Raw genomic sequence first — 12,820 nt, forward strand, 5'->3', positions numbered from 1 at the left:
TTTGTAAACCGCCATGACGAAATAGTCGCGAGCGAGCAAGGAGCCGTGGAATGAACTACCAGCCCACTCCCGAGGACAAGTTCACGTTCGGCCTGTGGACGGTCGGCTGGCAGGGCCGGGACCCGTTCGGTGATGCCACCCGTCCGGCGCTCGACCCCGTCGAGTCGGTGCACCGGCTGGCAGAGCTGGGCGCGTACGGGGTCACGTTCCACGACGACGACCTGATCCCGTTCGGCTCGGGCGACGCGGAGCGGCAGGCCACCGTCAAGAGGTTCCGGCAGGCCCTCGACGCGACCGGCATGAAGGTGCCGATGGCGACGACGAACCTGTTCACGCACCCGGTGTTCAAGGACGGCGCCTTCACCGCGAACGACCGGGACGTGCGCCGGTACGCGCTGCGCAAGACGATCCGCAACATCGACCTCGCGGTGGAGCTGGGCGCGTCGGTGTACGTGGCCTGGGGCGGCCGCGAGGGCGCCGAATCCGGGGCCGCCAAGGACGTCCGGGACGCGCTCGACCGTATGAAGGAGGCCTTCGACCTGCTGGGCGAGTACGTCACCGGTCAGGGCTACGACATCAAGTTCGCGATCGAGCCGAAGCCGAACGAGCCGCGTGGCGACATCCTCCTGCCCACCGTCGGACACGCGCTGGCGTTCATCGAGCGGCTGGAGCGCCCGGAGCTGTACGGCGTGAACCCCGAGGTCGGACACGAGCAGATGGCCGGGCTGAACTTCCCGCACGGCATCGCCCAGGCCCTGTGGGCGGGCAAGCTGTTCCACATCGACCTCAACGGCCAGTCCGGCATCAAGTACGACCAGGACCTCCGATTCGGCGCCGGCGACCTGCGCGCCGCGTTCTGGCTCGTCGACCTGCTGGAGCGGGCCGGGTACGCGGGACCGCGGCACTTCGACTTCAAGCCGCCGCGCACCGAGGACTTCGACGGGGTGTGGGCGTCGGCCGCGGGCTGCATGCGCAACTACCTCATCCTCAAGGACCGGGCCGCCGCCTTCCGCGCCGACCCGGCCGTGCAGGAGGCCCTGGCCGCGGCCCGCCTGGACGAACTCGCCCAGCCCACCGCCCCCGACGGACTCAAGGGCCTCCTCGAGGACGCCACGGCCTTCGACACGTTCGACGTCGACGCCGCCGCCGCCCGGGGCATGGCCTTCGAGCAGCTCGACCAGCTCGCCATGGACCACCTCCTCGGCGCTCGCTGAGCGTCCCGGTCGCGGCGGGCGCGGCCTCGCCGGGGTTGCACCCCCGGCGAGGCCGCGCCGGACACCGCCGGGCGCCCCGTCGGGCACGCGCACGCAGCGCGCGTGCACGGCGTCCGTACCGCCGGCGCCGGTCAGGGCGTCACGGCTCGTCCCCCACCGCGAGCGCGGCCGAGGCCAGGGCCGTCGACGGGTCCTGCTCCGGACCGGCCACGGGAACCCAGCGGCCCCCTTCCTCGCGGAACGGCCACCAGCGGCCGTCGCGGTCGAGGCGGAGCTGGTGCGGCGTACCGACAACCGTCCAGCGGTTGGCACGCGCCCGCAGGGAAGGCCTCTCGTCCCCGTCCCAGGCGGTCTCCAGCGCCGCACGCGCGCGTGCGAGAACCTCGCCCCGCACCGCCCATTCCTCCTCGAGCACCGACAGCGCGGCCGCGCCTCCCAGCCGCCATGCGCGCACGGCGGCGGCCAGCTCCTCGCCGTCGCGCCCGGAGCCGTCGCAGAGACGGTCCCGCACGGCCGGTTCGGGATCGCCCGCGGCCAGCCGGACGGCGTCCTCGGCGGCAGTCGGCTCCATGTCGAACGGCTGCCGGTCATGCCCGGGGCGCAGTGCCTCGACGAGCAGGCGGTGCGCCTGTGCCGCGGTACGGGAGGCGAGGAACGCCAGCGCCTCCGGGTCGACTCCGGGCGGTGGCGCCGTCTCGGTGTCCGGCGCGGACGGTTCACCCGGCCCGTCCGGAAGGAGGGGGAGCGGGGGTAGCGGCGGCAGGACGTGCCCCGCCGCGTACGCCTCGGCGGCATCCACCCCTTCCGGCCGGGAGGCCGTCACCTCGACGGGCGCGCCGTCGCGGGTCTGCAGGGCGGACAGCACGGCGCTCTCGCCGCGCCCGCGCATCAGCAGCAGCACGAGGGGATCCTGGTCCAGCAGCCGCGCCACCTGGTAGCAGAGCGCCGCGGTGTGCCCGCAGTGGTCCCAGGCGCCGCAGTCGCACTCCGGCTCCAGGTCGCCCAGGCCGGGCAGCAGGTCGATGCCCGCCGACGCCGCGTCCTCGACGAGATGCGGGGGCATCTCCCGGTCCAGCAGCGCCGCGACGTGACCGGACCGCTCGACCGCCATGTCGACAAAGCGATCCCACTGCTCGTCGGACAGCTCCTCCAGCAGGACGTCGGCCCGGTGCGCCGTACGGTCCCGGTCCTTGACCACCGCCGTGATGCGACCCGGTCGCACCGAGACCGCCCCGACCGCCCCGGCGCGCGCGAGGCGCCGTCCGGTCTTCACCTGCGCCCCGTCCAGGGCCGCGTCCTCCAGGGCCTTCAGCCAGGCCTGCCCCCACCAGGTCTGCGCGAATCCCCTGCCGTGCGCGGGCGGCAGCGGGGCGAACGTCCGCTCCTCACTGCTGTCGACGCCGGTGTCGCCGCCGTCGAAGTCGTCGTCGTACCGCGTCATCGCGCACCTCCGCGCAGGTCGACCAGATCGGCCAGTTCCGCGTCCGTCAGTTCCGTGAGCGCGGCCTCGCCCGCCCCCAGTACGGAGTCGGCCAGTGCGCTCTTGCGGCTCAGCAGGGCGGCGATGCGGTCCTCGACGGTCCCCTCGGCGATCAGCCGGTGCACCTGTACCGGTCGGGTCTGGCCGATGCGGTGGGCGCGGTCGGTGGCCTGGGCCTCGACGGCCGGATTCCACCAGCGGTCGTAGTGCACGACGTGCTCCGCGCGCGTGAGGTTCAGTCCGGTGCCGGCCGCCTTCAAGGACAGCAGGAACACGGGGACCTCACCCTCCTGGAACCGGCTCACCAGCGACTCCCGTTCGGCGACGGACGTCCCGCCGTGCAGGAGCAGCGACGGCACGCCGCGGGCGGTCAGATGCCGTTCGAGGAGCCGCGCCATCTGCACGTACTGGGTGAACACGAGCACGCTCGCGTCCTCGGCGAGGATCGTGCCGAGCAGCTCGTCCAGGAGCTCCAGCTTCCCGGAGCGTCCGGCGATCCCGGGACCGCGGGAAGGATCCTCCTTGAGGTACTGCGCCGGGTGGTTGCAGATCTGCTTCAGACTCGTCAGCAGCTTCACGATCAGACCCCGCCGCGCCATGCTGCCGGCCCCGGAGATCTCCGCGAGCGCCTCGCGCACCACCGCCTCGTACAGGCCCGTCTGCTCCGCGGTCAGCGACACGGGACGATCGGTCTCTGTCTTCGGCGGCAGCTCGGGCGCGATGCCCGGGTCCGACTTGCGGCGGCGGAGCAGGAACGGCCGTACGAGCCGGGCCAGCCGCTCGGCCGCGGCCGGGTCCTGGCCGGCCTCGACCGCCTGCGCGTAACGCCTGCGGAAGGTGCCCAGCCGGCCCAGCAGCCCCGGGGTGGCCCAGTCCAGGACGGCCCACAGCTCCGACAGGTTGTTCTCCACCGGGGTGCCGGTGAGCGCCACGCGCGCGCGTGCGCCGATGGAACGCAGCTGTCGCGCGGTCTCCGAGTAGGGGTTCTTCACGTGCTGGGCCTCGTCCGCCACGACCATGCCCCACCCCGCGGCGGCCAGCCTCCGCGCGTCCAGACGCATGGTGCCGTAGGTGGTGAGCACGAACTCGCCGCCGGCCAGGTCCGCCAGGTCGCGCCGGGGACCGTGGAAGCGCCGCACGGGCGTGCCGGGCGCGAACCGCTCGATCTCGCGCTGCCAGTTGCCCAACAGGGACGTCGGACAGACGACGAGGGTGGGTCCGGCGGCGGACGCGTCGGTCTGCCGGTGCAGGTGCAGGGCGATCAGTGTGATCGTCTTGCCGAGGCCCATGTCGTCGGCGAGGCAGCAGCCCAGGCCCAGCGACGTCATGTGCGCCAGCCAGCTCAGGCCCCGGCGCTGGTAGTCGCGCAGCGTCGCCGCGAGGGCGGCCGGCTGGTCGACGGCGTCCTGCCCCTCGGGGTCGGCGATCCGCTCCCGCAGGGCGGCCAGCCACCCGGTGGGCCGCACCTCGACGCGCTGTCCGTCGACCTCCGTGGAGCCCGTCAGGGCCGCGGCGAGCGCATCGACGGGCGTGACCTTGTGGTCCTGGCGCGCGCGGGCCCGGCGCACCTCCCCGGCGTCGACGAGCACCCACCGGTCACGCAGCCGCACCACGGGCCGGTCGGCCTCGGCGAGCCGGTCCAGTTCGTCGCGCGTCAGCCGCTCGTCCCCCAGGGCGAACCACCAGTCGAAGGCGAGCAGCGCGTCGGCGGACAGGAACGACGGCCCGCCGTCCCCGAAGGCGGTGTCCGGCCCCGGTCCGCCGTCGGTCGGCCCGACCTCAGCGCGGGTGGTCAGACCTCGGGACAGCTCCCGTGGCCAGTGCACGTCCACGCCGGCGCCGGCGAGCGCGCGGGTGCCCGCTCCGAGGAGCTCGGTGACCTCCTCGTCGGCGAGTTCGACGGCTTCCGGCACGGCGGCCGACAGCAACGGGGCCAGCGGCGGCCAGGCCCGTGCCGCACGGCGCAGCGCCAGCAGGGTGTCCATCCGCGCGCGCGTGCCGAACGCGTCGCCCACGGCGCCGGACCACACCTCGGCGGTGTCAGCGACGTACACGGGGTCGCTCACGCTGTGCACCTGCGGCACGGCCCGGAACGTCGGTGACGCGTCCCCGGAGTCGGCCGGCAGGCCGCTCACCTCGACGCGCAGCGACAGCCGTACGCCCGTGCCGTGTCCCGCGGCGACCTCGGCCGCCCAGGCGCGCAGCTCCGGCAGCTTCCGCGGCTCCGGTGCCGCGTAGGCGGGGCCGCCGGTCACCAGGGTGGCCGCGGGGGAGCGGGGGAGCGAGTCGGCGACGGCGTCCAGGAAGGCGCGCACCAGCCGTTCCGGGTCCGGCAGCCGCGGCGGTCCGGCGCCGTCCACCGGGACCGCGTGCGCCTCGGGAGGCATCGCGGCGGCGAGATGGCGGATCCGTTCGGTGTCCTGCGCGTCCAGCGGCCCCGCGCGCCAGGCGTCGTGGTCCGTCTCGGACAGGCCGGGCAGCAGCAGCCCCCGGGCCACGAGGTGCAGGGCCTCCACGGCGACGGCACCCCAGAACACGGCCGCCCGATGCCCCGACGCACCGGCACGCGCGCGCGTGAGGATTGGCAGTGCCGCACGTACCGGCAGGAGGACGGCGGGCACGCGGGCCGGTTCCACTGCGCCGCCGCCCGGCACCAGGACCGTCAGCTCCTCCAAGGACCCCGAGGGAACGGTGGGCGGGTCCTCGCCGTCGGGCCGCCAGAAGGCGACCGTGCCGGTACGGGCCGGATCGCCGGGCACGAACACGGCGCAGCATCGGGAGAGTTCTGAGATGGGGAAAGTGGTCGCCGGAAGAGCCGTCTGCGCAGCGATGACGTATTCCTCAAATTTGACTAGTGCGGGTCGCGGTCGCCGAGTGTACATGAGCGGCGACGCCACGGGTGTCGATCCACTGTGTTCCGGGTCACTCTTCGGTGAGGGTGGTGCGGGCGCCCCCGCGGCGGCTTCTCAGGGTCGGCTTCTCAGGGTCGGGTCGGGGTCCGGTCTCAGGGAGCTCTCAGGGGTGGGGTACGGAACTGCGGGGAGCGCGGGCCCGTTTCACAGACAGAGAGCGGCAGTGGCCGCGAAGGAGGCGCACCATGTCGAAGAACGCCAAGATCGCCGCGGGGGGTGTGGCGGCCGGACTCGTCCTGCTCATCTGGCTGCCCTGGTGGGCCGCCCTGCTGATAGTCCTCGGAGTCCCGGCCGCCGCGTACCTCACGCTGGACCCCTCGCAGCGGCGCAGGCTGCGCCGCGTCACGCGCAAGGAGCTCGGTCGCTGACGCGCTAACGCCGTGCCGAGGCGTTCCCGGTCAGGCCGCAGGAGTCGACCACGTCGCCGTCCGCCGGCCTGCCGATCGTGTGGTCGGCGGGCGGCGGGGTGCCCCGCTCCACCCATCCGGTCAGGGCGTCGAACGCCGACCGGAAGCAGGGCAGGATCGGACGCAGCCGCGTGGGATAGGTGTCGTAGAGCCCGTCGACGTGGGTGCCGCCCTGGACCGTGTAGTACCGGTGCAGCCGGCCTCGCCCGTTCGCGTCGATCATGCGCGCGTACACGTCGGAGTCGGCGGCCCGGGGCAGCAGGGCGTCGAGGTCGCCGTGCAGGGTGATCAGCGGCTTCCCGATCCGCCCCGTCAGGGCCACCCGGGCCACGGCACGGTGGACGGAGGCGGGACGTGAGGCGTAGTCGTACGTCGCGTCGGAGGGACACGGCGCCAGGATCTCCTCCAGCGAGGACCCGGCCGACGGACCGGGACAGGCGCGGTCCCGGTCCGGGTCGAACTCGGCGCGGTAGATCTTCTGGGTCAGGCCCCAGTACGCCTTCTCGTGGTACTCCCACAGGAACTCGGAGCCGCGTGCGAACCCTGCGGCGTACATGTCCTCGTCCCGTGCCGCCCCGAGGCTGCGGGCCACCGTCGTGGGCAGGGACGTGAGCAGGCTGGGGCCGTCCGCCGTCCACAGCGCGCCCTCCCAGTCCACGCCGCCGTCGTACAGCTCCGGGTGGTTCTCCAGCTGCCACCGGGTGAGGTAACCGCCGTTGGAGATGCCGGTCATGTACGTGCGGCGCGGCGCTTGTCCGTAGCGCTGCGCCACCACTCGCCGGGCGGCGCGGGTGAGCTGGGTGGTCCGCGTGTTCCACTCGGCGACCGCGTCCCCCGGCCGGGTGCCGTCCCGGTAGAAGTCCACCCCGCTGTTGCCCTTGTCGGTCGCGGCGTAGGCGTAACCCTGCGCCAGGGCCCGGTCGGAGATCGCCTTGTCCGTCGCGTACTGCTTGCGCGTGCCCGGTGCGCCCGTCACGACGAGGCCGCCGTTCCAGTGGTCCGGCAGCCGGATCACGAACTGGGCGTCGTGCTGCCAGCCGTGCGTGGTGTTGAAGCGGGAGGAGTCCGGGAAGTAGCCGTCGATCTGGATCCCCGGGACCCCGGAGGGCGTGCGGGTGCCCGCGGCCGTCAGGCCGGCCTGGTCGGCCGTGTCCGTGTAGTCGGTGCCCGCCAGCCCGGTGGTGGTCAGATCGGCGAGGCAGGCGCTGCGCTGGAGGGCGGCGCCCGGCACCCGGACACGTTCCTGGCGGTCACAGTGGTCACCGCCCTCCGCGGCGCCGGCGGGGGACGGTCCGGTGAGCGCCGCCGCCGTCATCGCGGCGGCGAGCAACGGGACAGCACGGGACAGACGCATGGAGGACCTCCAGGGGCGCGACGGGGGAGTGGAGCCGATGGCGGCCCCATCCTGCGGGCCCACTCCGCCCTCATCCATGGGTCGGCGCCACATGACAGGAGGGCTGCGCATGGAGGTTCAAGACAGCGGGACGTGCCTCCGCCGGTCAGCTGGGCCGGACGGCCATCTTGTCGAGGGCGTCCAGAAGGCCGGGCAGCTCCGGGCCCCGACCCACCGGCAGCACCTCACCGGGTTCGTCGTCGAGCAGGACGAAGGCGATGTCGTCGGTCCTGGCCACGAGGGACCAGCCGGGGCCGTCGGCGCGCAGGGTCCGCGCGTCGCCCGGCGCGAACGACGACCGGACCCGGCCGAGCGGCGGCGGTGTGTCGACGTAGGAGCGGGCTTCCGCGAGCACCCGTCGGACACCCCCGTGTCCCGCGGCGCCGGCCGCGGTGGCGGCGTCGGCGGCCCGGGCTCCGGCGTCCGCGGTGCCGGTGCCGTCCCCGGCGTCCGTCTCCGCCCCGCTCCGCCGTTCCGCACCGGAGCTCCCGGGGTGCTGGACCGTGAAGTCGGCGTCGTCGACCTGTTCCCGCCACTGCGCCCACTGGAGCGCGATCTCGTCGGCTCCCAGGCGCCGCTGAGCGGGCCCCCAGGCCGTGGTGTCCGGCGGTGCCAGCGGGGGCCCGTCGGCCACCTCGGGACCGGGATCGTGCGGCGCGGGCACGTCCGGGGCCGCGACGGCGACCGCCAGGGGCCAGCCGGGCAGGGCGGTGACGACTGTACGCTCGTCCGGCGACAGGTCGTACTCCATTCCGCAGTCCCAGGAGGCCACGGCAACGGCGACGAGCGAGACGTCGTCGATGACGACGGTCCACCGGGCACCGTCCCCGTCCTGGCCGAGCACCAGGCCGTAGCCGTCGGCCAGTGGCGGGAGACCGAGCGCGGCGCAGGCCTCCGGATAGTCGTCGCCCAGCACACTCGGGAACTTCGCCGGTGTCAGCAGCACCGCCGTGAGCACGTAGAGCGCATCGTCCGCGGCGGCGACGGTGTCCTCTTCCGTCCCTGCCATCCCAGCCTCCCCATCGGTTCGTCCAACGGCGCGCACCCTAGTGCGATCAGGAGGCCCTTGTCACGAGCCCCGCACCCGGCCGAGCTGCAGTTTTCCGGCTGGACGGGGGCGAATCGACCACCTCCGAGGGCTGTGCGCGTCACACCGCCGGAAGCCCGAGCAGCGCACGGGCCACGTCCCGCGGCGACTCGCCGCGTTCCCGGGCGAGGGCGACGACCGCCCGGCACGCCAGCTCGTTCACCCCGAAGGACAGGGCCTCCGGTGAAACCCAGCCCGCGGCCTCGTCCATGCCCTCCTGGTCGTCGTCCGCACACGCCGGGACGTACGCCGCGGCCGCCTCGAACAGGTTGTGCGCACGCGTGTCCCCCTCCGTCCTTTCCTCCGTGCGCCGGATGCCGGCCCGTCCGCTCCGAGCCCTGCGGGTCCTGCCGAACATGCTGACCGCCCTTCCCCTTGCCGGTGTGCCGGCAGATCGTCCGTCCTCCTGCTGCCCAACGTAGAGTTGAAGCTTCGACGGCAGAAGGGGACGGCCACCGTGAAGCGCTTCGAACGGCTCGGGGAGATCCGGCGGATGGACCCGTACCGGGACGCCTCGGAGATCTACCGGCTGTCCTCCGCCTACGAGTTCCCCTGGGACTTCGCCCGCGCGCTCGAACTCGCCCTCTACCGCACCTATGCCGTGCCGAGCATCGGCCGGCTGCTGGCCGAGACGGCGGAGCTCACCGACCGCCCCCAGAAGCGCTACGACGACACCGTGCTGCTCCTCGACGCCGTCGTCGAGCACGGTTTCGGCAGTGAGGAGGGGCGCACGGCGATCCGCCGCATCAATCGGATGCACCGCAGCTACGACATCACCGACGACGACATGCGGTACGTCCTGTGCACCTTCGTCGTGATGCCCAAACGCTGGATCGACGCCTACGGCTGGCGCAGGATGTCCGGCCACGAGACCGTCGCCTGTGCCGTCCACTACCGCACTCTCGGGCGGCACATGGGCATCAAGGACATCCCGGAGACCTACGAGGAGTTCGAGGCCTGCCTCGACGCCTACGAGCAGGCGCACTTCGCGTGGGACGAGGGCGCGCGCCGGGTCTCCGACGCCACGCTCGACCTCATGACCTCCTGGTACCCGCGCCCCCTCGCGCCCCTCCTGCGGACCGGTACGCTCGCGCTGCTCGACGAGCCCCTCCTGCGGGCCTTCCGCTACACCCCGCCGGCCGCCGCCACCCGGGCGATCGCGCGCCGTGCGGTACGGCTTCGGGGGCGCGCGGTCCGCCTCATGCCGCCGCGGCGCGCCCCGCACCACGCCCGGCAGAACAGGGAGATCAAGGGCTACCCGAACGGCTACCGGCTGACGGAGCTGGGCACCCGCCCGGTCCCCGGCGTCGCGGGCTGTCCCGTGCGCCACATCGACACCTCAGCCGCCGAGTGAGCCGATCGTCTCCCGCAGCCAGCTGAGTTCGGCACGCGAGGTCGCCCGCGCGATGGTCAGGACGCCGCGACGGAAGGGGTCGTCCAGTTCCTCCGCGCGCAGCGGGCGGTCACCGTCGTAGAAGAAGCTCGCGGGCTCCTCCAGGAAGGCCAGCCGGCGGCGCAGTACGGCGGCCTGCGCGGCGGCGTCGTCCAGGTGCCGCAGGAAGGCGAGCACCGTGAACCAGCGGTTCTCGTCGGAGATGTCGCGCGGCCCGGGCTCGGCGAGGCGGCGGCGCAGCTCGGCCCTGCCCTCCTCGGTGAGTGTCAGAACGTGACGCGGGGCGGCGACCGATCCGGGCTGCGTGGCGCGCGCGAGCAGCCCCGCCTTCTCCAGCCGCTTGATCGCGGGATAGAGCGTGCTCTCGGCGACGGGGCGCACGTGCCCGGTCAGCGCGCTGATGCGCTTGCGCAGTTCGTAGCCGTGCAGCGGGGCGTCGTAGAGGAAACCGAGGATGGCGAGCTCGAGCATGCCCGCATTCTCGCGCACGACCGGTGTACATCGATCAGAACTTACCCCGCCCCAGGTGTACTCCTGTTCCGTAATACTTCGTGACCGATGTATTCTCCCCGGTGTGCGGAGAACGCTGATCCGCCTGGCGAAGGGGAGACGGGATGAGAGAAGCCGAGTTCGACGGCAGGGGGAGCCGCATCCGCTGGACGGAGGCCCCCGGGGCGGAGCCGGCGCGGGTGTACGTGCACGGACTCGGGGCGATGTCGTCCGTCTACCACGCGCACATCGCGTCCCGCCCGGACCTCGCGGGCCGGCGGAGCCTCTTCGTCGACCTGCCCGGTCACGGCATCAGCGACCGGCCCCAGGACTTCGGCTACACCCTCGACGACCACGCCGGGGCCCTCGCCGCGGCGTTGGACGCGGCGGGTGTGAACGGCGCCGAGCTGATCGCGCACAGCATGGGCGGTTCCGTGGCCGTCGTCCTGGCCCACCGGCGGCCCGACCTGGTCGCCCGGCTCGTCCTCACCGAGGCCAATCTCGACGCCTGCCCGCCACCCACCGCCGGCAGCAGCGGCATCGCCGCCCACGAGGAGGAGGACTTCGTGAACGGTGCCCACGCGCGCGTCCTCGAGAGCGTCGGCCCCCAGTGGGCGGCGACGATGCGACTGGCCGACCCGCGCGCCCTGCACCGCTCCGCCGTCGGTCTGCGGCGCGGCTCGGAGCCCGTGATGCGTACCCTGCTCGAAGGGCTGAGCGCCGACCGCGTGTATCTGCAGGGCGAGTCCAGCGGTGAACTGGCCGGCCGCCAGGCCCTGGAGGCGGCGGGCGTACGCGTGGTGACCGTGCCCGGCGCCGGGCACAACGTCATGTTCGACAACCCGGACGCGTTCGCGGCGGCCGTGGCGGGACGGGCCTGAGCGGTCAGCCCTCGCGCACGGCCAGGGCGAGGAACAGGGCGTCCTCGTCGGTGTACGACGTCATGCGCCACCCGGAGCCGGCCAGCAGCGGCCGGAGGTTGGGTTCGGCACGCAGGTCGTCGGGGGTGATCCGCCGCCCCTGCCGGGCCGCGAGCGCCGCCCTGCCGATCGGGTGGAACAGCGCCAGCACACCGCCGGTGCGCACGACCCGCGCCAGCTCCCTCAGGCCGCCCGCCGGATCGGGCAGATGCGCGATCAGCCCCGCCGCGAACACGGCGTCGAGCGAGCGCGGCCGCAGCGGCAGCGCCGCCGCGTCGGCCAGCAGCAACCGCCCGGCCCGGTCCCGCCCGGCCCGCACGGCGGCCTCGAGCATGGCCGGGGTCAGATCGGCGCCGACCACCACTCCCGACGGGCCCACGGCCGCACGCAGCGGCGGCAAGGCCCGTCCGGTGCCGCAGCCCGCGTCGAGGACCCGGTCCCCCTCGCGCAGACCCAGTTCCGCCACGGCCGCCGCGTAGGCGGGACCGTCGTCGGGGAACCGGCTGTCCCAGTCGGCGGCCCGGACCGTGAAGAACTCCTGGACGTGTGTGTGGTCGTCGCTCATGTTCCGCATGATCCCCCAACCGGCACCGGAGATGCCGCAGCGCACACGTTCGAGCGTGACGCGATCGTTCCCGCACCTCTCTGTGTCATATCCCAACAGCTTTCGAACGCGCCCAGGTTGTGCGCCCCGGGCAGGGCTAGCGTCCCGGGGCCATGGGACACCTGGACCACGCAGCCCTGGGCTGGCTGACACCCGCGCTGTCGTACGCGATGGCCTGCACCGGCGCCGCCCTCGGGCTGCGCTGCACCGTGCGTGCCCTCGGCGCCACCGGGCGCTCGCGCCGCAACTGGCTCCTCACCGCGGCCACGGCCATCGGCACCGGCATCTGGACGATGCACTTCGTCGCCATGCTCGGCTTCCGGGTCGCCGGCACCGACATCCGCTACGACGTGCCGCTCACCCTCGCGAGCCTGCTCGTCGCCATGCTCGTCGTCTGCGCCGGTCGTCTTCGCGGTGGGGTACGGCCGCGACCGCGGACGCGCGCTCCTGCTCGGCGGCCTCACCACGGGGCTCGGCGTCGCGAGCATGCACTACCTCGGCATGGCGGCCGTACGCCTGCACGGCGACGTGAGCTACGACCCGACGCGGGTCGCCCTCTCCGTCGTGATCGCCGTCGTCGCGGCCACGGCGGCGCTGTGGGCCGCGCTCAACATAAGGTCACCCCTCGCGGTCACCCTCGCCTCCCTGCTCATGGGAGCGGCGGTGAGCAGCATGCACTACACCGGGATGTTCGCGGTGAGCGTGCGCGTCACACCGTCCGGCGAGGCCCTGCCCGGGGCCACGGCGATGCAGTTCATCTTCCCCCTCGCCGTCGGCCTCGGGTCCTACCTGTTCCTGACCTCGGCCTTCGTCGCCCTGTCACCGACCACGGGGGAGCGCCGGGCGTCCGCTTCGGCTCAGCAGCCCGTCCAGAGCACCGCACGGTAGCCGCGCTCCCGGGCGCCGGCGGCCCGGGGACAG

11 protein-coding genes and 1 pseudogene are annotated in these 12,820 nt (G+C 73.6%); 5 read left to right on the plus strand and 7 right to left on the minus strand.

The window, feature by feature from the left end; all coding sequences use genetic code 11:
* The first annotated feature begins 50 nt into the window (after positions 1 to 50).
* Positions 51 to 1,214: a xylose isomerase gene (xylA, locus tag ACGF3H_RS24095; protein ID WP_362487463.1), complete on the plus strand. Its 1,164-nt coding sequence runs from the start codon at positions 51 to 53 to the stop codon at positions 1,212 to 1,214.
* Positions 1,215 to 1,353: 139 nt separating this feature from the next.
* On the opposite strand, the gene ACGF3H_RS24100 is transcribed toward xylA, so the two are convergent.
* Both ACGF3H_RS24100 and ACGF3H_RS24105 read right to left on the minus strand, forming a co-directional pair.
* Positions 1,354 to 2,655 carry an SWF or SNF family helicase gene (locus tag ACGF3H_RS24100; RefSeq protein WP_362487462.1) on the minus strand — a complete coding sequence of 434 codons (1,302 nt, stop codon included), beginning with the start codon at positions 2,653 to 2,655 and terminating at the stop codon, positions 1,354 to 1,356.
* Entirely contained in the window at positions 2,652 to 5,576 is a 2,925-nt protein-coding gene (locus tag ACGF3H_RS24105; protein WP_362487871.1) for a DEAD/DEAH box helicase, read from the minus strand. Before ACGF3H_RS24105 ends, ACGF3H_RS24100 begins: the two co-directional genes overlap by 4 nt.
* Before the next feature lie 215 nt (positions 5,577 to 5,791).
* Between ACGF3H_RS24105 and ACGF3H_RS24110 the strand changes: the two genes are divergently transcribed.
* Positions 5,792 to 5,974, plus strand: coding sequence for a hypothetical protein (locus ACGF3H_RS24110; protein ID WP_077799789.1), 183 nt, complete (start codon positions 5,792 to 5,794; stop codon positions 5,972 to 5,974).
* Positions 5,975 to 5,978: 4 nt separating this feature from the next.
* Here ACGF3H_RS24110 and ACGF3H_RS24115 read toward each other — a convergent pair whose 3' ends face one another.
* The 3 genes from ACGF3H_RS24115 to ACGF3H_RS24125 form a co-directional block, all read right to left on the minus strand.
* Positions 5,979 to 7,367, minus strand: a complete 1,389-nt coding sequence (locus ACGF3H_RS24115) for a tannase/feruloyl esterase family alpha/beta hydrolase (RefSeq protein ID WP_362487459.1) — start codon at positions 7,365 to 7,367, stop codon at positions 5,979 to 5,981.
* A gap of 145 nt (positions 7,368 to 7,512) precedes the next feature.
* Entirely contained in the window at positions 7,513 to 8,415 is a 903-nt protein-coding gene (locus ACGF3H_RS24120) for a hypothetical protein (RefSeq protein ID WP_362487458.1), read from the minus strand.
* A 139-nt stretch (positions 8,416 to 8,554) separates the two neighbouring features.
* A complete protein-coding gene (locus tag ACGF3H_RS24125; protein WP_362487457.1) occupies positions 8,555 to 8,851 on the minus strand; it encodes a hypothetical protein in 297 nt (98 codons plus the stop codon).
* Positions 8,852 to 8,950: 99 nt separating this feature from the next.
* Here ACGF3H_RS24125 and ACGF3H_RS24130 point away from each other — a divergent pair, with 99 nt between their 5' ends.
* Complete coding sequence (locus ACGF3H_RS24130) at positions 8,951 to 9,847, plus strand: oxygenase MpaB family protein (protein ID WP_362487455.1); 897 nt, start codon at positions 8,951 to 8,953, stop codon at positions 9,845 to 9,847.
* Here the strand turns inward: ACGF3H_RS24130 and ACGF3H_RS24135 are convergent.
* Positions 9,833 to 10,357, minus strand: a complete 525-nt coding sequence (locus tag ACGF3H_RS24135; protein WP_362487453.1) for a PadR family transcriptional regulator — start codon at positions 10,355 to 10,357, stop codon at positions 9,833 to 9,835. The genes ACGF3H_RS24130 and ACGF3H_RS24135 overlap by 15 nt on opposite strands.
* A gap of 143 nt (positions 10,358 to 10,500) precedes the next feature.
* Between ACGF3H_RS24135 and ACGF3H_RS24140 the strand changes: the two genes are divergently transcribed.
* Complete coding sequence (locus ACGF3H_RS24140) at positions 10,501 to 11,256, plus strand: alpha/beta hydrolase (protein ID WP_362487451.1); 756 nt, start codon at positions 10,501 to 10,503, stop codon at positions 11,254 to 11,256.
* Between the two features lie 4 nt (positions 11,257 to 11,260).
* Here the strand turns inward: ACGF3H_RS24140 and ACGF3H_RS24145 are convergent, their stop codons facing one another.
* Entirely contained in the window at positions 11,261 to 11,860 is a 600-nt protein-coding gene (locus tag ACGF3H_RS24145) for a class I SAM-dependent methyltransferase (RefSeq protein WP_362487450.1), read from the minus strand.
* A 152-nt stretch (positions 11,861 to 12,012) separates the two neighbouring features.
* Here ACGF3H_RS24145 and ACGF3H_RS24150 point away from each other — a divergent pair.
* A pseudogene (locus ACGF3H_RS24150) lies at positions 12,013 to 12,787 on the plus strand (MHYT domain-containing protein).
* Positions 12,788 to 12,820: the final 33 nt, after the last annotated feature.

Source organism: Streptomyces sp. NPDC048185 (assembly GCF_043202495.1).
GTDB lineage: Bacteria > Actinomycetota > Actinomycetes > Streptomycetales > Streptomycetaceae > Streptomyces.